Origin of the sequence: Curtobacterium sp. MCPF17_047 (assembly GCF_003234045.1) — a bacterium.
GTDB lineage: Bacteria > Actinomycetota > Actinomycetes > Actinomycetales > Microbacteriaceae > Curtobacterium.
This window is the reverse complement of the sequence record NZ_QKSF01000003.1, coordinates 73,970-94,666: the sequence shown is the minus strand read 5'-3', so window position 1 is coordinate 94,666 and position 20,697 is coordinate 73,970. Positions and strand designations below refer to the sequence as shown.

The following is a 20,697-nucleotide window of genomic DNA, read 5'->3' as shown; positions in this document are numbered from 1 at the left end:
TGACGTGGGTGTCAGAGCATGCCGAGGTTGGTGTCCAACTCGAACGGGGTGACCTGGTCGCGGTACCGCTTCCACTCCTGGCGCTTGTTGAGGAGCACGAAGTTGAAGACCTGTTCCCCCAGGGTCTCGGCGACGAGCTCCGAGTCCTCCATCAGCGACAGTGCGTGGTCGAGGCTCGCGGGCAGCTGGCTGTAACCCAGGGCCTTGCGCTCCGAATCGGACAGGCTCCAGACGTTGTCCTCGGCCTCGGCGGGGAGCTCGTAGCCCTCCTCGATGCCCTTCAGGCCCGCCGCGAGCAGCAGCGAGTACGCCAGGTACGGGTTCGCCGCCGAGTCGATGCCGCGGTACTCGATGCGGGCGGACTGGCCCTTGTTCGGCTTGTACAGCGGCACGCGGACGAGCGCCGAGCGGTTGTTGTGACCCCACGTCACGAAGGACGGGGCCTCGTCGCCGCCCCAGAGACGCTTGTAGGAGTTGACGAACTGGTTCGTGACCGCGGTGATCTCCGGCGCGTGCCGCAGCACACCCGCGATGAAGTGCTTGGCCGTGGGCGAGAGCTGGTACTCGCCACCGGGCTCGTAGAACGCGTTCTGGTCCCCCTCGAAGAGCGACACGTGCGTGTGCATGCCGGATCCCGGCTGCCCGGACAGCGGCTTCGGCATGAACGTCGCGTAGACGCCCTGCTCGATCGCGACCTCTTTCACCACGGTGCGGAACGTCATGATGTTGTCCGCCATGGTCAGGGCGTCGGCGTACCGGAGGTCGATCTCGTTCTGACCCGGGCCGGCCTCGTGGTGGCTGAACTCCACCGAGATGCCGAGGTCCTCGAGCATCCGGACCGAGCGACGACGGAAGTCGTGCGCGCTGCCGCCGGGGACGTTGTCGAAGTAGCCGGCCTGGTCGACGGGCTTCGGGCCGCCGTCCTTCCAGTCGCGGTCCTTCAGCAGGTAGAACTCGATCTCGGGGTGCGTGTAGAACGTGAACCCGCGGTCGCTCGCCCGGGCCAGGGTGCGCTTCAGCACGTTGCGGGGGTCGGCCACGGCCGGCTGCCCGTCCGGCGTCGTGATGTCGCAGAACATCCGCGCGGTGGGGTCGATCTCGCCGCGCCAGGGCAGGATCTGGAACGTCGAGGGGTCCGGGTGCGCGAGCACGTCGGCCTCGTACGAGCGGGTCAGGCCCTCGATCGCGGAGCCGTCGAACCCGATGCCCTCGGCGAACGCGCCCTCGACCTCGGCCGGCGCGATGGCGACCGACTTCAACGTGCCGATCACGTCGGTGAACCAGAGTCGGATGAACTTGATCCCGCGCTCCTCGATGGTGCGGAGCACGAAGTCCGTCTGCTTGTCCATGCACGACCTTTCCGTGTTCACCGAGCCGCGACGCGACCCGCCGGGCCGCATCGCGACCGTGCACACAGGCTAGTGCCCGTGCGACTCCTCGTGGGCGGGGCGCGCGCGGGCTGTGGACGGCGCGAGGGCGACGTCGACGCGCGTGCCGGGTGCGCTCAGCGGCCTCTCGCGCCGGGCCTGTCAGCCGCCTGGGCCAGGCTCGGACCGTACCGACCCTGCGAAGGAGCACCACATGGCCGTCCTCGACGCCGCCGAAGTCCTCACCCAGACCCCGATGCCCGTGCCGGCACCACGGGGCCCCCTCAGCACCGCAGTCCTCGCCGCACTCACCACCGGCGCACCGGACGAGACCCTCCGCGACGTCGCCGTCGCCGCCGTCGCCCGTTCCCAGGACGTCCTGAACGACGACGACCTGCAGCTCGCACTGTTCGCCCTCTACGAACTCCACTACGGCGGCATCGCCGGCGTCGACGACTCGCTGGAGTGGGACGTCCACCTGCTCGGCACGCGTGCGGTCGTCGAGACCGCGCTCGAAGCCGCCGTCCGCGCCGCCGTCCCGGTGCCCGAGCGCCCCGAGCCGACCGCCGAGGCGGTCTCCGCGGCGCTGTTCGCCCTGACGGCCGCCGACAGCGGACCGAGCGTGTCCCGGTGGGTCGCCCGGAAGGCTGATCGTGCGCAGATCCGCGAGTTCCTGGTGCAGCGAACCGTGTACACGTTGAAGGAGGCCGACCCGCACAGCTGGGCGATCCCGCGGCTGTCGGGTCGGGCCAAGGCCGCGTTGGTCGAGATCCAGTCGGACGAGTACGGCGGCGGACGACCGAAGCGCATGCACTCGGCGATCTTCGCCAGGACACTGCGCGCCGCCGGCCTGGACGACTCCTACGGGGCCTACGTCGACCACCTGCCGGCGATCACGCTCGGTGCGCTCAACATGATGAGCATGTTCGGGCTCCACCGGCGCCTCCGCGGAGCCATCGTCGGGCACCTGGCGGCGTTCGAGATGACCTCGTCGATCCCGAGCAAGCTCTACGGCGACGGGTTCCGGCGGAACGGGTTCGACGAGGACGCGACGTGGTACTTCGACGAACACGTGGAGGCCGACGCGGTGCACGAGCAGATCGCCGGCCGTGACCTGGCCGGCGGGATGGTCGAGGCCGACCCGACGCTGCTCGACGACGTGATGTTCGGCGCTGCCGCGTGCCTCGTCGTCGAGGGCATGGCAGGGACGCAGCTGCTCTCCAGCTGGGAGCAGGGGCGCAGTTCCCTGCGGCGCCCCCTCGACGGCGAGTCCGGGAGCGTCGGCGACGCGGATGCCCCTGGCGCCGACGTCACGGCGATGCGGTCTTCGGACGGTGCCTCCCGTGTCGCGTGAACGCGAGGACGAGCCGTCGGTGGTCGCGTACCCGGACGGTCCGTTCCTGCTGCGCGGTGACGTCGCGGTGCTGGGCCCGGACGGACAGGAACTGCCCCGGCGACGCCGGACGGTCGCCCTCTGCCGGTGCGGCAAGTCGATGCTGAAGCCCTACTGCGACGGCACGCACAAGATCATCGGGTTCCGGACCGAACCGGAGCCGCCCGCCGAGCCGACGGCCTGAGGCCGGTCAGCCGTCCTGGTCCGCGGCGTCGGCGCGCTCGTTGTTCTGCCGGACCCGGTCCAACGCGTGTGCGGCCTCGTCGCGGGTCGGGAAGGGGCCGATGTGGTGCCGGTTCGTCGACTTCGGGCCCTGCTCGACCTCGCCGGTCTTGTCGTTGTACCACCACTGGGATTCGATGCGCTCGTCGGTCATGGGCCCGACCGTACCCGGGCGGACGCGGGGCGTCCGCGCAGCGGGGTCGGGTCGCGGGCCGGGCGGTGAGCCGGCGGGCAGGCGGGCGGGCTCGTGCAGTGTGCCTGCCGGGCGAGCCCCACAGCCGGGAGGCGACGGCCGGGCCCGACACGCCGCTAGAGTGGAACGCATGCCCCGGGACGAACACGGACACCTGACGGCCGGCCGCGTCTCACCACAGCGGCCCGTCCCGAAGGACATCGAGCGACCCGAGTACGTCGGCAAGGTCGAGCCCCATGAGCACGGACTCGGCGACACGTACACGCCGGACGAGGTCGAGCGGATCCGCACAGCCGGTCGCATCGCCTCGCAGGCCATCGACGCCGTCGGTGCAGCGATCCGCCCGGGCGTCACGACCGACGAACTCGACCGGATCGGCCACGAGTTCGTCGTCGGCCACGGCGCCTACCCCTCGACCCTCGGCTACCGCGGGTACCCGAAGTCGCTCTGCTCGTCCCTCAACGAGGTGATCTGCCACGGCATCCCCGACGACACCGTGCTGCAGGACGGCGACATCGTGAACATCGACATCACCGCGTACAAGGACGGCATGCACGGTGACACCAACCGGACCTTCGTGGTCGGGCAGGCCGCGCCCGAGGTGCAGGACCTCGTCACCCGCACCGAAGAGGCGATGCACCGCGGCATCCGCGCCGTCGCTCCCGGCCGCCAGGTCAACGTCATCGGCCGCGCGATCGAGTCGTACGCCAAGCGCTTCGGCTACGGGGTGGTCCGCGACTACACCGGGCACGGCGTCGGACGCGCCTTCCACTCCGGTCTGGTCATCCCGCACGTGGACGACGCCCGCTACGACACCGTGATCGAGCCCGGCATGGTCTTCACGATCGAGCCGATGCTGACCCTCGGTGGCATCGACGCGGACATCTGGGCCGACGACTGGACCGTCACCACCCGTGACCACTCCTGGACAGCGCAGTTCGAGCACACGCTCCTCGTGACCGAACGCGGCACCGAACTCCTCACCGTCTCCTGACCACCCGCGGCGCGCCCGGCCTCGGGACCGTGCCGGACACACTCGTCACCTACGGAAGGCACCGCTCCCCATGACCTCACTCGCAGTCGGCGTCGACATCGGCGGAACAGGCATCAAGGGCGCGATCGTCGACACGGCGACCGGCGAACTCACCACCGACCGGATCAAGAAGGCCACGCCCGAGGGCGGCCGGCCCAACGACATCGTCGAGGTCGCCAAGTCGATCCTGGACGACCTCTCCCCTGCCTCGGACGTCCCGGTCGGGGTCTGCTTCCCGGCGATCGTCCGCGACGGCAAGACCATGTCCGCGGCGAACGTCTCGAAGAAGTGGATCGGTTTCGAGGCCGAGGCGCTGTTCGAGAAGGAGCTCGGCCGCTCCATCCACTTCGTCAACGACGCCGACGCCGCCGGGTTCGCCGAGCAGCAGTTCGGCGCCGCGAAGGGCCGCGACGGACTCGTCATCATGACGACGCTGGGCACCGGTATCGGCACAGCGCTGATCAACGACGGCGTGCTCATCGTGAACGCGGAACTCGGCCACCTGGAGATCGAGGGCGTCGACTACGAGACGAAGGCCTCGTTCGCCGCCAAGGAGCGGGACGACCTGTCCTGGAAGCACTGGGCGAAGCGCCTGCAGAAGTACTACTCGCGGCTCGAGGCACTGCTCTCCCCCGAGCTCTTCGTCGTCGGTGGTGGCGTGTCGAAGCAGTACGAGGAGTTCCTGCCGCTGCTCGACCTGCAGGCGGAGATCATCCCCGCGACGCTCCGCAACAACGCGGGCATCATCGGCGCGGCGACCCTGGCGGCACGCAGCACCCGCTGACCGGCTGCGGGCGTGCGACCGGGTCGGGGTGCTGATCGGGGCTGATCACCTGGGCCGCTACACTCGTCGGAGCGAACGGGTCGGTGAGACGGTCGCGTCACTCCCCCGGGAGTGCCGAGGAACGTCCGGGCTCCACAGAGCAGGGCGGTGGGTAACACCCACCCGGAGCAATCCGCGAGACAGTGCCACAGAGAACAGACCGCCGGCGGCGACGTCGGTAAGGGTGAAACGGTGGTGTAAGAGACCACCAGGGATCCGGGTGACCGGATCTGCTCGGTAAACCTCGCCCGGAGCAAGGTCAGACAGAGGACGCTGAGGCTGCTCGCCGAGTCCTCGGGTAGACCGCTGGAGGCCGACGGCAACGTCGGTCCGAGAGAGATGGCCGTCACCGCCGCGAGGCGGGACAGAACCCGGCGTACGGCCGGCCCGTTCGCCCAGACCGTACGAACACGACAGCCCGGCACCGCGAGGTGCCGGGCTGTCGTGTTCCATGGCGGCGTCACCGTGAGACGCCACGCAACGCGCGAGACCGCCGGATCCCGCGGCGTCTCGCCCGGACGACGGCGTCTCACGCAGACGTGCGCGTCTCAGCCGACGGGAGGCACGCGGCCGACCCGCACCGCGCCTCCCGCCAGGCACACCCCACGACGCCGGCGTCGCCGCGAGACGCCGCGCAACGCGCGAGACGCCGCCGAATTCGGCGGCGTCTCGGCGGAACGGCGGCGTCTCGGCGGCACCGAGCCTGCGAACCCGCCGCCTACAGACCGGACTCGGCCGTCCGCACCAGGATCGCGTCGCTGTCCGGGCAGAGCACGACGTCGTCCGGCGCCGCGGCCCGGATCGACGCCAGGTCGGAGTTGTTCAGCGCAACGCCGGACGCCGTCGACACGCCGCCCTGCAGCAGCGATGCCCCGAACCCGTACCGGGCCCGCTGGCGCTCGTACAGCGCGAGGAGGTCCGCCGGCACCTTGGCTGCGACGTCGGCGCGGGACTGGACCGCGGCCACGCGGTCCTTCTCGAACCGGGCGATGCCGTCGTCGCGCACCCCCATCAGGCGTCCACGCTCGGCGTCGATGTCGGCGAGCTGCGCCTCGATGTCACCGACCCGCGCGCGGAGCTGGTCGAGCTTCTCCATGACCTCGAGTTCCTGCGTCTCGAGGTCGTTCGTCCGACGGTTCAGCGAGTCGAGCTCGTTCTGCAGCCCGGCGGCGTCCTTCGCGCTGCCGACGTTCTGCAGCAGCGTGGTGTCACGCTCGATGCGTGCCTGCGCGGTCGCGGTGTCGGACTCGAGGCGGGCGAGGTCGCGTTCGGCGTCCTCCACGTCCCCCGTGGCCGCGGCGAGCTGGCTCCGCAGCCCGGCGGCCCGGGTGCCGAGTTCGGTGAGGTGCTCGCCCTTCTGCAGGGAACTGATCCGGTGTGCCAACCGGGTGATGTCGTTGTCGAGTCGCTGGACGTCGAGCAGGATGGCCTGGTCCTCGGGTGCTGCCTTCATGGTCAGGCTCCTTCGTTGGGGGCGGATGGCAGGACGGCGAAGTCCCACGGGTCGGTGCGGAGGTCGCTCACGGTGACGCGGACCCCGGTGGCGGCACGCAGCTGTTCGGCGGCGACGTCGAGCCAGAGCCACTCGGTCGCCCAGTGCGAGGTGTCGATGAGCGCGGGCCCGTCGGCCACCATCGCCTGCTCACGGAACTCGGAGGCGGGGTGGTGCCGGAGGTCGCTCGTCACGTAGACGTCGGCCGCGCGCACCTCGGGATTGCCGAGGTACGCGTCGCCCGCGCCGGCGCACAGGGCGACGGTGCGGACCGGACGGTCGTACTCCCCCGACACCCGGACCCCGGTCGCGGTGGCCGGCAGGACGTCGACGATCCGTCGGGCGAGGACGCCGAGCGCCACGGGTTCGGCGAGGACGCCGACCCGGCCGATGCCGGTCATGCCGTCGGCGGCGGGTTCGAGCGGACGCTGCTGCTGCAGGCCGAGCCGGTCCGCGAGCACGGCGGAGGTGCCGGTGGTGACGACGTCGGCGTTCGTGTGGGCCGCGAGGAGCGCGCAGCCGCCGCGCACGAGCGTCGCGAGGACCGACCCCTTGTAGGTGGACTCGTCGATCGTGGTCACACCGCGCAGCAGCAGGGGGTGATGTGTCAGCAGCAGGTCGGCCCCGGCAGCGACGGCTTCGCGCGCGGTGTCCGGCACGGCGTCGACGGCCAGGTGGACGTGTTCGACCACCGCGTCCGGGTCGCCCGAGACGAGGCCGACGGAGTCCCAGGACTCCGCCCCGGCCGCCGGCCACAGTGACTCGACGACGGACTGCAGTTCTCGGAGCGTCGGCATCCCGTCAGTGTACCGAGACGGCGGGCTCCACCCGGGTGTCAGCGACGGCCGACGAGGTGCAGCAGCCGGGCGACGACACGCGACCACCAGCCGGACGGCGCGGTGGTCGAGGCGTCGGTACGGGCCTCCCGGTCGGCCGCGCTGTCGGCGACGTCCGCCGAGACGGTGTCGTCGGTGGTCCCCGGTGCCGCGACCGGAGCGGCCACCGGGACCTCGACGGACACGACCGGCTGCTCACCGGTGTGCGCGCGGAGCACGGCAGCGAACGCCGCACGGTCGATGACGGTCGGGCCGGTGGCCGGCTGCACCAGTGGCGTCGGTCGACCGGAGGCCGGGACCGGCGGGGAGGACGGCGAGACGGTCTGGAGGCTCGACACCGGTCGGACCGCGGCCCGCGGTCCGGCGGTGGCGGGGATGCCGTCATCTGACCGGTCGTCGGCCGGGACGTCGACCGTCACCGGATCGGCCACCGCGCGGTGCGGTGCCGGCAGGAGCGAGCGGACGGCTCCGAGCCGCACGGGCGACGTGGCGGCCCGGCGCAGGGCGGCTCGCTCACGACGGTCGGCCTCGAGTGCGGCGTCGGCCAGCAGGTCGGCGAAGACCTCGCGGGCGAAGGCACGTGCACCCTCGACCTCGGCATCGGTGATGTCGGCGACGACGGCCTCCCAGGCGGCGAGGCGAGCGAGGTCCTCGTCGCGGACGCGGACCTCGTCCTCGAGCAGGTCGATGCGTTCGATGGTGGTCCGGCCGCTGGCGGCGTCGAGCGCGACGGCGAGGTCGTCGAAGCGGAGCGCGAGGCGCTCGGGCGGCTCAGGGAAGGACGGGGCGCAGACGGCCACGTGACGGGCACGGTCGCGGCGGAAGGCGCGGTCGTCACCCGAGGTGGTGGGGGCGGCGGGCTCGGCGGCGACCGCGGGCTCGGCGTCCACCTCGGTCTCGGCGAGGGTCTCGGCCTCGGCGTCGGTCTCGAGGAGGTCGACTGCCGGCTGTTCCGCGTCCACCGAGGGCAGCACGGGACGGCGCACCGGACCCGTCACCGGGGGGACGACGAGGTCTGCGAGGTACGGCGACCGCGTGGCCGGGGCGTCGCGCAACCACTCCTCGAGTTCGCGACCGAAGGGGTCCACGAGGGGCGTGCGTGCTCCGGCCTGCGTCTCCATGTGAGGAGTATGAATATCGCACGCTCGATCGGCGCGGACATCGGCGGAGTGTCGCGGGATCCGGTGGCATGTCGCCCCGGTCGGAGCGGCGTGTCGCTGTGTCCGGGGACAGCGCGGGGCTGATCGCGGTGTCAGCCGTGCAGGGTGTCGCGGGGGTACTCCAGGAAGCGCCGGGCGTAGGCCGCCGAGAACCGACCCAGGTGCGCGAAGCCCCACCGGACGGCGACGCTGGCCACGGTGGTGTCGGTCGGTGTGCCGGCACGGAGCTCGTCTCGGACCCGGTCCAGGCGGATCCCCCGCAGCAGGGCGTTCGGTGCGACGCCGATCTGCCGCTGGAACGCCTGCTGCAGGCCGCGGACGCTCAGTCCGACGTGCTCGGCGACGTCGGTCGTGGTGATCGGGGTGTGCGCAGCGGCGTGCATGTACTCGACGGCCGATCGCACCCGCCCGGTGGCCCCGGTCGGCAGCGGGACCTGACGGGCGGTGATGCGGTGCGGGAACGTGGTCAGGAGTGCCAGGGCAGTCCGTCGGGCCGTGTCGGCGAGGGCCAGCACCGACACCGGGGCGTTGCCGAGCACGATCCGGGACGCCTCCTGCACCTGGTGGTTCCAGGCACGGACGGCCTCGACCCCGGGCGCTGCCGTGTGGTCGAAGACCAGGGTGCCGGGTTCGGTGCCGTACGCCTCGGCCGCGATCCGTTCGAGGAAGGTCCGATCGAGTTGCACCACGCTCTGCCGCACGTCGGCCAGCTCGAAGCGGTAGGGGCGTCCGGTCGGGAACACCACCGGCCGTCCGGGAGACAGCCCCAGCTCGTCGCGGCCGACGTCCAGCACGCCGCCGCCGTCCGTCACCCAGGACACGCTGACCTGGTCGCCGGAATCGACCTCGCCGACCATGCGCGCGTCGAACCGGGTCGACCGGAACGACATCGTCTGGTCGCCGACCGTCCGGAAGCGGTACCCGAAAACGCGTTCGGTCCGCTCGGGCAGGAACCCGGAGGCCTCGTAGGCCTGCTCGAACACCGCCCGGGCGGCGTCGAGGTCGGCCCCGGACGTCTCGAAGACGGTCCTGGGGTCCACGGTGGTGGTCATCCCGGGAATCGTGGCACGCACCGCGACAACTTCATGCATCTGGATGAACCTGCCGCGGGAAGCGGCTCACGCCACGCGGGTGGACTTCCGGACCGTCCAGCGGTTCTCGTCGCCGTGTCGGTCGTAGCGCAGTTCGTCGACGACCATCTGCACGAGGGCGAGGCCGCGACCACTCTCCGCCATGTCGTCCGGCAGGGTGGCACCGGCCACGTCGACGGACGCGGGGCGGCCGTCGTCGGTGATCCGGGCCTCCAGTGCGTCGCTGGCAACCGCGAGCGTCAACGAGCACGTGAGCGGGATGCCGGCGGTGGCGTGCTCGATCACGTTCGACGCGAGTTCGATGATCGCGAGTTCGAGGGCCATCCGGTCCTCGACGCTGACGGCGGGCTCGGCCGTCCAGACGTCGCTGAGGAAGTCGTGCACCGAGGAGACGTCGTCGGGCGGCGACGCGAAGTCCAACCGGTGCTCGCCCACGACGGCCCCGGTCAGACCCATTCGCGGACGGCTTCGTCGCCGTCGGCGTAGCTGCGGAGGATCTTGTCGATGTTCGACAGCTTCAGCACCATCGCGACCTGCTCGGACGGTGCCGCGATCCGGAGGTCACCACCCGCCTGGCGGGCGGTCTTCAGCGCACCGACGAGCGCTCCGAGGCCCGAGGAGTCGAGGAACTCCACGTGCGACAGCTCGACGGCGACACGAGGACGACCGCCCTCGATGACCGTCGCGACGGTCTCACGGAAGGCGGGTGCCGACACCATGTTGAGGCGTCCGGAGCACTCCAGCACCGCCGCTTCGGTGCCGGCTTCGTGTACGACGATGTCCATTGTGTGTGGGGCCCCCTCGAGAGTCTGCGCGTGCCTCATCGGAGGCTAACGGGTCCTGGCGACCGGGGGAACAGGACGCGCTGGCGTCCGTGCCCCCGGTCCGGGGGATCACCCCGTGTTCTGCAGGCCGGCGGCGATTCCGTTCACCGTCAGCAGGAGCAGTCGGTGGTCGCTGTCCGTGGTGTCGGAACTGCCGGAGGAACGGATCGCCCGGAGTGCCCGCAGCTGCAGGTGCGACAGGGCGTCGACGTACGGGGAGCGCAGCCGGACGGCCCGCGCGAGCACCGGTCGGTCCTCGAGCACGTCCTCGGCGCCGCTGATCCGCAGCACCCACGAGCGGGTCCGGTCCATCTCGTCCAGGACCTTCTGGCCGAAGTCACCGCGATCCGCGAGCGCGAGGTACCGCCGCGCGATCTGCACGTCGGTCTTCGCGAGCGACATCTCGACGTTCTTGACCAGCGCGGTGAACAGCGGCCACTCGGCGGCTGCCGTGCGGAGCAGGTCGAGGTCGCCGACCGCCTCCAGCGCGGAGCCCAGGCCGTACCAGCCTGCGAGGTTGATGCGGGCCTGCGTCCACGAGAACACCCACGGGATCGCCCGGAGGTCCTCGAGCGACTCGACGCTGAGACCACGACGGGCCGGGCGGGACCCGAGCGGCAGGAGCCCGAGTTCCTCCATCGGCGTGACACGGGCGAACCACGGTGCGAAGCCGTCGGCCTTCACGAGGTCGTAGAAGGCGGCGCGGGAGACGTCGTCGAGCTGCTGCGCCAGGTCGGCGAAGCGCTCGGCGGCGGCAGCGGTACGGGACTCGTTCGACGGCGAGGACGCGAACAGCGTGGCCGAGGCCATCTGCTCGAGGTGCCGGGCGGCGATGTCCTGGTCGCCGTACTGCGCGAAGATCACCTCACCCTGCTCGGTGAGCTTCAGGCGGCCGTCGATCGACCCGGGCGGCTGCGCGAGCACAGCCTCGTTCGCCGGGCCGCCGCCACGACCGAGCGACCCCCCGCGGCCGTGGAACAGCGTCAGCTCGACGTCGTGCTCCGTCGCCCAGGACGCGATCCGCGCCTGGGCGTCGTACAGCGCCAGGTTGGCCGACACCGGCCCGACGTCCTTCGAGGAGTCCGAGTAGCCGAGCATGACCTCGAGCCGGTGCCCGGTCGCGGCCAGACGACGCTGGAACGGCTCGGTGCGGACGGCCTCGTCCAGGATGTCGACGCTGGCGTGCAGGTCGGCGAAGGTCTCGAACAGCGGGATGACGTCGAGCACCGGAGCGGCCTCGACCGACCCGAGTGCCGCGACGGCCAGTTCGTGGACGTTCGCCAGGTCCTCGGCGGACTGGGTGAACGAGACGATGTACCGGCTGGCCGAGCGGACGCCGTAGCGGTGCTGCAGGTCGGCGATGGTGCGGAAGACGGCGAGGACCTCTTCGGTCATCGCACTCAGGTCTCCCCCGGCGCGGATCTCGGCGAGGGCCGTGCGGTGCACCTGGGAGTGCTGACGGATCTCGAGCTCGGCCAGGTGGAACCCGAAGGTCTCGACCTGCCAGACCAGGTTCTGCAACTCACCGTTCGCGGCACGCAGGGCCCCGGCGGCGGTCAGCGAGGCCTGCACGACGTGCAGGTCGGCGAGCAACTCGTCCGGGCCGCCGTACGCCAGCGGTCGGTCGTCGCGGCGGGTGGCGTCGATGCGGGCGGCGATGAACAGCAGCGCCCGACGGTGGGTCTCGGTGGGGGCGCGGATGCCGATGCGCTCGGCGACGTCCGGGTCGAGCGCCTCCTGCGCCGCGACCAGCGCGGTGAGCCCGGCGTCTCCCGGGGTGTGGTCGGCGTCGAGCGTCAGGGCGCTGCCGATGCGGGTGGCGGCCCGGGCCAGCCCGAGCAGGATGTGCTCCGCGGCGATCTCGGCGGCCTGGCGGGTGACGTCGGCGGTGACGTGCGGGTTGCCGTCGCGGTCCCCACCGATCCACGTGCCGAAGCGCACGAACGCCGGGGCCTGCACCGGGGCGCGGCCGGCGTCGTCACCCTGCAGGCGGTCGTCGAGCAGCCGGTACACCTGCGGCACGATCTCGAACAGGGTCTGGTCGAACACGCTCATCGCGGTGCGGACCTCGTCGAGCGGGGTCGGCCGGGTGGTGCGGAGCGGGGAGGTGCGGAGCAGCGTGGCGATCTCCTCGAGGAGACGACGCTCGTTCTCGGCACGGGCGGTCGCGTTCTTCGTGCGGTCGCGCTCGTCGATGAGGTCGGTGATGCGCCGGACACCCGTGGTCACCGCACGACGGCGGGCCTCGGTCGGGTGCGCGGTGAGGACCGGGTGGAAGCGCAGGCCTTCGAGACGGGCAGCGGCTTCGTCGGCGCCGACCTGCTCGACGAGCTCGACGAAGGTCGCGGGGAACGAGTCACCCGGTTGACCGCCGTCGTCGCCGCGGGCACGGAGCACCCGGACCCGGTGGTGCTCCTCGGCGAGGTTGACCAGGTGGAAGTACGAGGTGAAGGCCCGGGCGACCTCTTCCGCGCGCTCGGCGGAGAACGTGGAGACGACCGCTTCGGCGCGGGTGGCGCCGTCTTCGTCGGTGCCCTCGTACGCGTCGATGACCGCCTGGCGGAGCGCCTCGACGTCCCGCAGCAGGTCGTCGCCACCGGTCTCGCGGAGCACCCGTCCGAGCAGGTTGCCGAGGTACCGCACGTCAGCGCGCAGGTCACTGTCGACCGCTCCGCTGACGTCGTCACGCGCGCGTCCGAAGCGCGTCGAACCGTCGATCGCCGTCATCTCGTCCTTCCCGGGTCGGTCCGGGCTGTCCCGGCGTGGCAGCAGCGTACCGGGCGCCGACGCCACGTGACGACGACCGTCCGGACGGCCCGGTCGGACGCGCCCGTCGCTCAGGCCGGGTCGGCCAGGGCGGACGGGAGGCGCATCCGGTCCACGGCCGCGAGGAGCCCGGCGTCGAGACGGTAGGCCAGCTCGACCTCGGCGATCACCCGCTCCCGCTCGTCGTCGCTCCACGGGGCCGCGTCGAGCTCCGCCCGGTACGTGTCGGTGAACGCGGCCGGGTCGGCGACCTGGTCGAAGATCCAGAGCAACACGCCGTTGGTCTCGAAGCCGAACTGGTCGGCGAGCAGGCGTCCGAGGGCGTGGCCGCCGGTCAGGTCCCCGAGGTAGCGCGTGTAGTGGTGGGCGACGAACCCGCCGGGCCAGGTCGCGGCGACCTCGTTGAGCCGTCGGACGTACGCCGTCGTCGCCGGCAGGGGGGTGAGCAGCTCGTCCCAGTCCGGCCCGACCAGGTACTCCAGGTCGGCGCGGATGCCCGGCATGCGGGTGAGCCGGCTGGTCACGAACGGGGCGGCGACCGGGTGGTCCGCCATCCGGTCGGCGGCGCACTCGAGCGCGTCGTACACGAAGGCGTACTGCCCCAGGAGCGTCGCGTAGTCGGCGACGTCACACCGCCCCTCGACCAGGTCGTGCATGAAGCCGTGGCCGGCCGAGACCCCGTGCGAGCGCCGCGTCCGGACCCGCAGGGCCTCGGAGAACGGGACGACGTTCGTGCTCATGAGGTGAGGCTAACCTCACGAGGTGTCCGTCGTCACCCTCCGACGGGAAGATGCAGGAAAGGAGGCTCGTCCGACGATGAGCCCCAAGCCGAACCGCCCGCAGCACGTCCTGGTCGTCGACCGCGCCGAGCGCCTCAGCCCGCACATGGTCCGCGTCCACCTCGGGGGCCCCGGGTACGACGCCTTCCTCGAGCACGCCGACCCGGAGCGCCTGGCGACCACCGACAAGTACGTCAAGCTCATGCTCCCGCAGCCCGGCTCCGGCCTGGAACCGCCGTTCGACCTCGAGGTGCTCCGCGCGACGACGGCGAAGTCCGACCTGCCGGCCCGCCGTACCTACACCGTGCGAGCCGTCGACACCGTCGCCCGGACCATCGCGGTCGACTTCGTCGTGCACGGCACCGACGGGCTCGCCGGACCCTGGGCCGCCGCGGCCCAGCCGGGCGACCGCATCGCCCTGTCGGGCCCCGGCGGTGGCTGGGCCCCCTCCGAGGACCCGGAGGTCACCCACGTGCTGCTCGGTGACGACAGCGCCCTGCCCGCGATCGGTGCCGCCCTGGAGGCCATGGGCCCCACCGCGACGGGCGTCGCCCTGGTCGAGGTGGCCGGCCCCGCAGACGAGCAGCCGCTCGTGCACCCGGCCGGCGTCGAGCTGCGCTGGCTGCACCGCGACGCGGCGGATGCGGAGCCGGGCACGCTGCTGCTGGCGGCGACCCGCGAGCTGCCCCGTGCCTCCCGGCCGGTGAGCGTCTTCGCGCACGGCGAGCGGGCCGCGATCAAGGCGATCCGGCGGGTGCTGCAGGACGACTGGGGTCTCGAGAAGGCCGACCTGTCGCTGTCCGCGTACTGGGCGCTCGGCCGCGCCGAGGACCGGTTCCAGGAAGAGAAGCGCGAACCGATCGGCGTGGTCTTCGCGGACTGAGCCGGGGTCGTCGGTGGCCGTCGGTAGCGTTCCGCCCATGGTCCGGTCGGAGAGCGTCGCACGCTGCTGCGTCCCCGGCTGCGGGGCGGACAGCTCCCCCGACGCACCGGTGCCGCTCTGCACCGGACACGTCACGCTGGTCGCCGAGTTCGCGGCCGAGCACGTCGGGGTGGACGACGTCCTCCCGGGCCCGTGCCTGGTCTGCGGCGGACGGATCGGGATCAGGTTCCCCTCCGGCTCGGTGTGCGCCGTCTGCGAGTGGCGCTTCGGCGACGTGCCGGACGGCGAGCTCGGCGCCCCGCGGGTCGACGTCGTCTACTACCTGCGGATGCGCGACGACACCGGCGACCGGATCAAGATCGGGACGACGGCGAACCCGCGGCAACGGCTCGGCCGGATCGCCCACCAGGACCTGCTCGGGTTCGAACGCGGCGATCGCACCCTCGAACGGCAGCGGCACGCGGAGTTCGCCGCCTCCCGCTACCCGGGCACGGAGTGGTTCCGGGTGACGCCGGAGCTCCTGGCGCACGTCGACGTCGTCGCCGCCGGCGTGCCCGACCCGTGGGCGCTGCACACGCGGTGGGTGAGCGAGGCGCTGGCGCTCCGGTCCTGAGCGCCGGCGGCCGGTGTCGGCCGCGGCCGTCAGCGGGCGTAGGCGTCGACGAACAGCGGGCCGCGGATCTCGCGCAGGACGTCCACGAGCCGGTCGATCGTCCGTCCGGACACCCCGGACTCCTGCAGGTCCCACGGCCCCAGGACGGGCAGGCGTCCGGTGCGGATCCGGACGACCTCCCACCCGACGGCCCGGGTGGCGCGGTCCTTCCGGCGGTCCGACTCCTCGCGGGAGCCGACGTGTTCGAGCCCGTGTCGACCGGTGGAGTCGTACTCGATCGCGACGCGGAGCTCCGGCAGGATGATGTCCGGCCAGACCTCGACGTGGTCGTGGAACGGCCGGTCGAGGCGGATCGCGGTGTGCTCGAACGTGAGGTCGAGGCGCTCGCGCAGCCCGGCCCGGAGCTCGGCCTCGACCGCGGACGCCGGCGCCGGCGCGCACTGGCTGACGAACGACTCCCCCGACGGCAGCCGCGGGGTCTTCGGACAGATCGTCCGGGGCGCGGTCGTCCGGGTGCCACGGCCGCGGACGCCGGTGCCGCCGGTGCGCGGGCGGGACGTGGTGCGCCGGGACGACGCGACCGCTCCGCCGGGCAGGCCCCGTGCGGGCGCGGCCGGGAGGGTCTGGCGCCCGGTGGAACGGACGGCTCGCTGCGGCACCGGGACGGCGCTCGGCCAGTCCTCGGGCAGCACCGGCCAGCGCTGCGGCTGGGCGAGCACGGCGCACTCCGGGCACCACACCGACCGGCGCCGCTCACGGCCGGGTCGAGACCGCTGCTCGCCGGGGGTGGCGACGAAGACGTGTCCGACGTCGCACTCCCACGTCAGCAGGACGTCGGCGGCCGGCGGGATCTGGGTGAGGACGACGCCGGCGTTCCAGTCGGGGTGGTACTGCCGCACCAGGACGGGCCATGACGCCCACTCCGCACGGAACTCGCCCACGGCGTACGGCACCGGGACACCGCGCGACCACTGCCGCCGGCGCCACCACGCATCCACTGGTTCGGCCACGACCGCACGGTAGGACGAGCCACCGACAGCAGCGGGACCGATCCAGCCAGGGCGTCGGGGCCGGGTCCCTCAGCGCGGCGGCGTGACGATCGTGAACCGCTCGGGCCCGGCCTGCGAGCCGTCCTCGAGCACCCGGATGCCGGACTCCCGACAGGCCGCGATGCCGTCACGGTGCACCCGCTCGGGTCGTGGCTTCCGGGGGACGCCCGCGTCGCCGAAGACCGCCCACGCGTTCGCCGCGGCGGCGCTGGTGAACCGGGTGCTGGAGCGGACCCCCGCGAACCCCGCTGCGTCGAACGCTCGCGCCCAGGCCTGCGGCACGCGGTAGTCGCCCATCGTCTGCAGCTCGGCACCGACGCCGAAGCGGACCGCCGCCGCGTCGGTCACGTCGGCGAAGCGTCGGCCGCGGGAGGCCCGCGCCGCGACGACGACCATTTCGCGCGCCCGGGCGGCGAACACGGTGTTCGTGTGCAGCGTGTGGTGCGCGAGCCGTTCCCGCACGGCCACCTCGACCGAGTCCGCCCAGTAGCAGGTGCCGCGCGGCTCGGCGAGGTCGAACCGACCGCCGTCCACCCCGTCGGCGTCGGCCGGCGTCGATGCGAACCACCAGGCGCCGCGGTCGTGCCGCTTGGCCCGGTAGAAGGTGGTGCCGCGGGACTCGGTGGCCGGGAAGTCCGTGAGGTCGAGGTCGTCCGCCGGTCCCTGCTGGGCGACGTCGGTCCGCGCCGGTTCCCGCTCAGGCGTCGGCATGCCAGGCGTGCGCGGCTCGGCGGGCGGCGTTCAGGACCGGTTCGATCCGCCCGTCACGGAGCGCCTCGGCGGCCGTCGTCCCGCCGAACTCGTCCGCGACGGTGTTGAGCCAGAGCGCACTGCCCCAGGGGTCGATGCCGTCCCGGTCGATCAGGTCGAGGACCTGCCGCAGGTGCGGCAGTGGCTGGCCCGAGCGGCCGAACTGGAACGCGGGGAACACCCGGGTGCCGTCGCCGATCTTCAGCCCGATCAGGTCGCGCTTCTGGGTGGCCTTGTGGATCGCCTGCCGGGTGACGCCACGCCAGTTCGCCAACGAGGCGGTGTCGTAGAACGGACCGATCAGCGCATCGGCCTCGTGCTTGACGGTCGGCAGGGCGGCCAACATCCGCTCCGCCAGGGCGTCGACGTCCGCCGTGTCGGTGAGGGCGGCGTCCGCCTCACCGAGCCGGATCCGGTCGGTCAGCGCCCGCAGGAGCGCGGACTCGGCCGGGCTGAGGTCCTCCGCAGCGGCGGCGGTCCGTGTGCGGTGCAGTGTCGATTCCATCAGGACTCCTCTCGACAACCGTGTCAACCCGACGGTACTCGGGAAACGACAACCACGTCAACCGCTCGTCGCGGTGACGTCCCCCGCGGCCGTCTTCCGTCCGGGACGCCCTCGTGCCAGGGTCGGAACGTGTACACCGACATCACCGGACCCGACCTCACCTCGTACCGCGGCAGCGTCGCCGAACCGGACGACTTCGACGACTTCTGGCGACGCACCCTCAGCGCAGCACGCGAGCATCCGATCGCCGTCCAGGCGGACCGCGTCGACACGGGTCTGGCCACCGTCGACACCTACGACGTCTCGTTCGCCGGGTGGGACGGGCAGCGCATCGCCGCGTGGCTCACCGTCCCCGCCGGCAGCAGTGCCGCCGCACCGCTCCCCGCCGTCGTCGAGTACATCGGGTACGGCGGCGGCCGCGGTCTCCCGACCGAGCGACTGCTCTGGGCCTCCGCCGGCGTCGCACACCTGCTGATGGACACGCGCGGGCAGGGCTCGGGCTGGGCCACCGGCGACACGCCCGACCCGGACGGCACCGGCCCTGCGATCCCCGGCGTGATGACGCGCGGCATCGAGTCGCCCGACACCTACTACTTCCGGCGCCTCACCACCGACGCCGTCCGCGCCGTCGACGCCGCACGTGACCTCGATCTGATCGACGGCGACCGGATCGCGGTCCTCGGGGGCAGCCAGGGCGGCGGCCTCGCGATCGCCGTCGCCGGCCTGGTCGAGGGTCTCGCCGGGGTGTTCCCTCGGGTGCCGTTCCTCTGTGACCACCGCCACGCGACGCAGATCACCGACGCGTACCCGTACCACGAGCTCGTCGACTACCTGGCGACGCACCGCACCGCGACCGACCGGGTCTTCGGGACGCTCGCCTACTTCGACGGGGTGCTGCACGCGGCCCGCGCGAGCGCACCGGCGTGGTTCTCGGTCGCTCTGATGGACCCGATCTGCCCGCCGTCGACCGTGTACGCCGCCTACAACGCGTGGGCGGGGCCGAAGGAGATCACCGTCTGGGAGTACAACGGCCACGAGGGCGGCGGTCCGCACGAGGACGCCGACACGCTCCCCCGGTTGCGCGCGCTGTTCGGCTGAGGAGCGGTGGGGCGCGGCGTCAGCGGGCGAGGGCCTGCTCGACGTAGGCGACGACCGCGTTCGCGTGGCCGTGCCCCATGCCGTGCTCGGTCTTCAGCCAGTCGACGACCTCCATGTGGCGGTGGCCGTCCAGGCGGTCGGCCGCCAGGTCGAGCCACTCCTGCACGGGTCGACCGTAGGTGGTCGCGATGCTCGGGAAGTACGACGCCGGGCCCTTCGGCTTGCTGCCGTCGGCCGGAGGTGCCGGTTCGCTGACGCGGTGCTCGCTCATGGCGTCACGGTAGCGAGCCGACGCGCCCGGTGGAAGGTCCCGGTCCCGTTCACCACTCGATGCGGGCGAACTCCTCGTGCAACCGCACCGCGCGACCCGGGTGCACCTGCGCGACCCAGCCGATCCGGCCGAGCAGGTGCGCCCGGAAGTCCGCGTGCCCGCCACGGTCCTGCGACGCCGGGCCCTGCACCACGCAGTTGTGCAGGATCGCGTGCAGCCGGTCGACCTCGCGGCGACCGGGCGCGGTCCGCTCGTTGACGACGACGCCGGTCACCGACTGGCGGACACCGGCCCGCCGGACCCGTGTCTTCCGGGCGTTGAGCCGGTACCCCTGGTCGGTGACGATCCGCTCCACCCCGCGGAGGAACGCCTCCGGTCGCCGCGCCAGTTCGGCCCCGCCGCTGAACGTCAGGTCGTCGGCGTACCGGGTGTACGCGGCACCGACCGATGCAGCCCATCCGGCAAGCCGGGCATCGAGGTGTCGCAGCACGGTGTTCGCCAGCGCCGGCGAGGTCGGGGCGCCCTGTGGCAGGTGTGCCTCGGCGAGCACCCGACGGAGCGCTGTCCGCTCCTCCGGGTCGCCCCCGGGCGGCATCGCGGTGAGGACGTGCGGCGGCACCCGGTGCGTGCAGAGGCCGGTGAGGACGTGCGCGAGCGGTTCGGCGAACCCGGCGCTCCGGAACACGCCGTACACCGACCGCGCCCGCACACTCGCGAAGAACGTGGTGAGGTCCGCGGACACCACGATCTGCTGCCCGACGTGCACGGCGGCGCCCGTGACGACGCTGCGCCCGGACACGAACCCGTGTGCCGCGTCGTGCACCGGCAGGACCGCGAGCAACTCGTCGAGCACGGTGCGCTGCGTCCGGCGGAGCAGGTCCATCGGCTTCTCCAGCAGCCGCGGCGTCCGTCCGGGGCGACGGACCCACTCGTGACGGTGGTGGTGCAGCGGGCTGGAGGGGCCCGGCCGACGGTTCCAGCCGCGGGTGTCGGCGAGCCAGAGCAGCCGACCGACGGTCACGTCGAGTTCGCGCGCGAGCTCGGGCAGCGTGTCGACCAGCAGGCGGCTCGACACGGTCGGGACCGCCTGCACCGGGACGGCACGTCGGAGCAGCACCCGCACCGGTCGGCGGTCGCGCCGCGAGTCGTGCAGGCGCACCAGCGGCGGCGATCCGGCCAGGACCGCGGCCAGCTGGCGGGGCGCATCGACGGGAGGCCGTGGGGACGCCTCGAGTGCCGCCCGGACCGCGAGTCCCACGTAGGCACGCTCCAGGCCGACGACGTCGTACCCGGCGGCGGTCAGGTGGTCGGCGTCCCAGGCGTCCGCGGCGAGGAACGCGTCGGCCAGTGCGGTGGCGACGACGTCGAGGGGCGTGGGGTTCCCGGGGGACCTGTCGGTGCCTCCGTGAGGACGCGCGCGCGGAGCGCGCCGAGCCTCTCGGGGCGTGTGGTCCTGCTGGTACTGCGTGCCCCGGGGTGACCCCGGAGAGGTCGACGCGTCACGCGCGCCGTCCGCCTCCCCCGGGAACTCCACGTGCCCACCATAGGA

22 protein-coding genes and 1 other RNA gene are annotated in these 20,697 nt (G+C 72.6%); 8 read left to right on the top strand and 15 right to left on the bottom strand.

Annotated features, from left to right (window positions below; genetic code table 11):
• Positions 1–11 precede the first annotated feature (11 nt).
• A complete protein-coding gene (gene glnA, locus DEJ33_RS04495; protein WP_111077879.1) occupies positions 12–1,349 on the bottom strand; it encodes a type I glutamate--ammonia ligase in 1,338 nt (445 codons plus the stop codon).
• A 232-nt stretch (positions 1,350–1,581) separates the two neighbouring features.
• Between glnA and DEJ33_RS04490 the strand changes: the two genes are divergently transcribed.
• Together DEJ33_RS04490 and DEJ33_RS04485 are read left to right on the top strand one after the other, a co-directional pair.
• Positions 1,582–2,721, top strand: a complete 1,140-nt coding sequence (locus DEJ33_RS04490; protein ID WP_258374752.1) for an iron-containing redox enzyme family protein — start codon at positions 1,582–1,584, stop codon at positions 2,719–2,721.
• Positions 2,711–2,944 (top strand): CDGSH iron-sulfur domain-containing protein, encoded by a 234-nt coding sequence (locus DEJ33_RS04485; protein WP_258366038.1) that lies wholly within the window; start codon positions 2,711–2,713, stop codon positions 2,942–2,944. The genes DEJ33_RS04490 and DEJ33_RS04485 overlap by 11 nt, the downstream gene beginning before the upstream one ends.
• A 6-nt stretch (positions 2,945–2,950) precedes the next feature.
• Here the strand turns inward: DEJ33_RS04485 and DEJ33_RS04480 are convergent, their stop codons facing one another.
• Positions 2,951–3,136 carry an SPOR domain-containing protein gene (locus tag DEJ33_RS04480; protein WP_111077881.1) on the bottom strand — a complete coding sequence of 62 codons (186 nt, stop codon included), beginning with the start codon at positions 3,134–3,136 and terminating at the stop codon, positions 2,951–2,953.
• 169 nt (positions 3,137–3,305) lie between these two features.
• Here DEJ33_RS04480 and map point away from each other — a divergent pair, with 169 nt between their 5' ends.
• The 3 genes from map to rnpB all read left to right on the top strand — a co-directional run bounded on the left by map (position 3,306) and on the right by rnpB (position 5,425).
• On the top strand, positions 3,306–4,169 hold the full coding sequence (map, locus tag DEJ33_RS04475; RefSeq protein ID WP_111077882.1) for a type I methionyl aminopeptidase: 864 nt from the start codon (positions 3,306–3,308) through the stop codon (positions 4,167–4,169).
• Between the two features lie 70 nt (positions 4,170–4,239).
• On the top strand, positions 4,240–4,992 hold the full coding sequence (gene ppgK / locus DEJ33_RS04470; RefSeq protein WP_110904552.1) for a polyphosphate--glucose phosphotransferase: 753 nt from the start codon (positions 4,240–4,242) through the stop codon (positions 4,990–4,992).
• 76 nt (positions 4,993–5,068) lie between these two features.
• Positions 5,069–5,425: RNase P RNA component class A (rnpB, locus tag DEJ33_RS04465), an RNA gene on the top strand.
• A 324-nt stretch (positions 5,426–5,749) separates the two neighbouring features.
• Here rnpB and DEJ33_RS04460 read toward each other — a convergent pair.
• From DEJ33_RS04460 to DEJ33_RS04420, 8 genes are all read right to left on the bottom strand, one after another.
• Positions 5,750–6,484, bottom strand: a complete 735-nt coding sequence (locus DEJ33_RS04460) for a zinc ribbon domain-containing protein (protein WP_111077883.1) — start codon at positions 6,482–6,484, stop codon at positions 5,750–5,752.
• 2 nt (positions 6,485–6,486) lie between these two features.
• Positions 6,487–7,320: a Nif3-like dinuclear metal center hexameric protein gene (locus DEJ33_RS04455; RefSeq protein WP_111077884.1), complete on the bottom strand. Its 834-nt coding sequence runs from the start codon at positions 7,318–7,320 to the stop codon at positions 6,487–6,489.
• Positions 7,321–7,358: 38 nt separating this feature from the next.
• Positions 7,359–8,480, bottom strand: a complete 1,122-nt coding sequence (locus tag DEJ33_RS04450) for a hypothetical protein (protein ID WP_181437248.1) — start codon at positions 8,478–8,480, stop codon at positions 7,359–7,361.
• Between the two features lie 131 nt (positions 8,481–8,611).
• Positions 8,612–9,571, bottom strand: coding sequence for a helix-turn-helix domain-containing protein (locus DEJ33_RS04440; RefSeq protein WP_146242521.1), 960 nt, complete (start codon positions 9,569–9,571; stop codon positions 8,612–8,614).
• A 66-nt stretch (positions 9,572–9,637) separates the two neighbouring features.
• Positions 9,638–10,066: an ATP-binding protein gene (locus tag DEJ33_RS04435; RefSeq protein WP_111077887.1), complete on the bottom strand. Its 429-nt coding sequence runs from the start codon at positions 10,064–10,066 to the stop codon at positions 9,638–9,640.
• A complete protein-coding gene (locus DEJ33_RS04430) occupies positions 10,057–10,395 on the bottom strand; it encodes an STAS domain-containing protein (protein ID WP_110904558.1) in 339 nt (112 codons plus the stop codon). Before DEJ33_RS04430 ends, DEJ33_RS04435 begins: the two co-directional genes overlap by 10 nt.
• Before the next feature lie 108 nt (positions 10,396–10,503).
• On the bottom strand, positions 10,504–13,161 hold the full coding sequence (locus DEJ33_RS04425) for a phosphoenolpyruvate carboxylase (RefSeq protein ID WP_111077888.1): 2,658 nt from the start codon (positions 13,159–13,161) through the stop codon (positions 10,504–10,506).
• 110 nt (positions 13,162–13,271) lie between these two features.
• A complete protein-coding gene (locus DEJ33_RS04420) occupies positions 13,272–13,940 on the bottom strand; it encodes a heme oxygenase (biliverdin-producing) (protein WP_111077889.1) in 669 nt (222 codons plus the stop codon).
• A gap of 76 nt (positions 13,941–14,016) precedes the next feature.
• Between DEJ33_RS04420 and DEJ33_RS04415 the strand changes: the two genes are divergently transcribed.
• Positions 14,017–14,862, top strand: coding sequence for a siderophore-interacting protein (locus tag DEJ33_RS04415; RefSeq protein WP_111077890.1), 846 nt, complete (start codon positions 14,017–14,019; stop codon positions 14,860–14,862).
• Between the two features lie 37 nt (positions 14,863–14,899).
• A complete protein-coding gene (locus DEJ33_RS04410; RefSeq protein WP_111077891.1) occupies positions 14,900–15,475 on the top strand; it encodes a GIY-YIG nuclease family protein in 576 nt (191 codons plus the stop codon).
• Positions 15,476–15,504: 29 nt separating this feature from the next.
• Here DEJ33_RS04410 and DEJ33_RS04405 read toward each other — a convergent pair whose 3' ends face one another.
• The 3 genes from DEJ33_RS04405 to DEJ33_RS17550 form a co-directional block, all read right to left on the bottom strand.
• Positions 15,505–16,485: a hypothetical protein gene (locus tag DEJ33_RS04405; RefSeq protein WP_111194349.1), complete on the bottom strand. Its 981-nt coding sequence runs from the start codon at positions 16,483–16,485 to the stop codon at positions 15,505–15,507.
• Positions 16,486–16,554: 69 nt separating this feature from the next.
• Positions 16,555–17,235, bottom strand: a complete 681-nt coding sequence (locus DEJ33_RS04400) for an RES family NAD+ phosphorylase (protein ID WP_111077893.1) — start codon at positions 17,233–17,235, stop codon at positions 16,555–16,557.
• On the bottom strand, positions 17,222–17,779 hold the full coding sequence (locus DEJ33_RS17550) for a hypothetical protein (RefSeq protein ID WP_111077894.1): 558 nt from the start codon (positions 17,777–17,779) through the stop codon (positions 17,222–17,224). The genes DEJ33_RS04400 and DEJ33_RS17550 overlap by 14 nt, the downstream gene beginning before the upstream one ends.
• Positions 17,780–17,908: 129 nt before the next feature.
• On the opposite strand from DEJ33_RS17550, the gene DEJ33_RS17545 reads away from it, so the two are divergent.
• Complete coding sequence (locus DEJ33_RS17545; RefSeq protein WP_258378088.1) at positions 17,909–18,877, top strand: acetylxylan esterase; 969 nt, start codon at positions 17,909–17,911, stop codon at positions 18,875–18,877.
• A gap of 19 nt (positions 18,878–18,896) precedes the next feature.
• On the opposite strand, the gene DEJ33_RS04390 is transcribed toward DEJ33_RS17545, so the two are convergent.
• On the bottom strand, positions 18,897–19,148 hold the full coding sequence (locus DEJ33_RS04390) for a DUF4287 domain-containing protein (RefSeq protein WP_111194347.1): 252 nt from the start codon (positions 19,146–19,148) through the stop codon (positions 18,897–18,899).
• A 49-nt stretch (positions 19,149–19,197) separates the two neighbouring features.
• The gene (locus DEJ33_RS04385) at positions 19,198–20,682 is read right to left on the bottom strand and encodes a reverse transcriptase family protein (protein WP_111194346.1); all 1,485 of its coding nucleotides are present in this window, start codon (positions 20,680–20,682) and stop codon (positions 19,198–19,200) included.
• Between the last annotated feature and the right edge of the window lie 15 nt (positions 20,683–20,697).

Coding starts and splice junctions, on each gene's coding strand:
- DEJ33_RS04410 (WP_111077891.1), top strand. CDS start 14,900: ATGGTCCGGTCGGAGAGCGTCGCACGCTGCTGCGTCCCCGGCTGCGGG.
- DEJ33_RS04455 (WP_111077884.1), bottom strand. CDS start 7,320: ATGCCGACGCTCCGAGAACTGCAGTCCGTCGTCGAGTCACTGTGGCCG.
- DEJ33_RS04480 (WP_111077881.1), bottom strand. CDS start 3,136: ATGACCGACGAGCGCATCGAATCCCAGTGGTGGTACAACGACAAGACC.
- DEJ33_RS04420 (WP_111077889.1), bottom strand. CDS start 13,940: ATGAGCACGAACGTCGTCCCGTTCTCCGAGGCCCTGCGGGTCCGGACG.
- DEJ33_RS04425 (WP_111077888.1), bottom strand. CDS start 13,161: ATGACGGCGATCGACGGTTCGACGCGCTTCGGACGCGCGCGTGACGAC.
- DEJ33_RS04440 (WP_146242521.1), bottom strand. CDS start 9,571: ATGACCACCACCGTGGACCCCAGGACCGTCTTCGAGACGTCCGGGGCC.
- DEJ33_RS04460 (WP_111077883.1), bottom strand. CDS start 6,484: ATGAAGGCAGCACCCGAGGACCAGGCCATCCTGCTCGACGTCCAGCGA.
- DEJ33_RS04430 (WP_110904558.1), bottom strand. CDS start 10,395: ATGGACATCGTCGTACACGAAGCCGGCACCGAAGCGGCGGTGCTGGAG.
- DEJ33_RS04450 (WP_181437248.1), bottom strand. CDS start 8,480: ATGGAGACGCAGGCCGGAGCACGCACGCCCCTCGTGGACCCCTTCGGT.
- DEJ33_RS04490 (WP_258374752.1), top strand. CDS start 1,582: ATGGCCGTCCTCGACGCCGCCGAAGTCCTCACCCAGACCCCGATGCCC.
- DEJ33_RS17550 (WP_111077894.1), bottom strand. CDS start 17,779: ATGGAATCGACACTGCACCGCACACGGACCGCCGCCGCTGCGGAGGAC.
- DEJ33_RS04435 (WP_111077887.1), bottom strand. CDS start 10,066: ATGGGTCTGACCGGGGCCGTCGTGGGCGAGCACCGGTTGGACTTCGCG.
- DEJ33_RS04400 (WP_111077893.1), bottom strand. CDS start 17,235: ATGCCGACGCCTGAGCGGGAACCGGCGCGGACCGACGTCGCCCAGCAG.
- DEJ33_RS04390 (WP_111194347.1), bottom strand. CDS start 19,148: ATGAGCGAGCACCGCGTCAGCGAACCGGCACCTCCGGCCGACGGCAGC.
- ppgK (WP_110904552.1), top strand. CDS start 4,240: ATGACCTCACTCGCAGTCGGCGTCGACATCGGCGGAACAGGCATCAAG.
- map (WP_111077882.1), top strand. CDS start 3,306: ATGCCCCGGGACGAACACGGACACCTGACGGCCGGCCGCGTCTCACCA.
- glnA (WP_111077879.1), bottom strand. CDS start 1,349: ATGGACAAGCAGACGGACTTCGTGCTCCGCACCATCGAGGAGCGCGGG.
- DEJ33_RS04415 (WP_111077890.1), top strand. CDS start 14,017: ATGAGCCCCAAGCCGAACCGCCCGCAGCACGTCCTGGTCGTCGACCGC.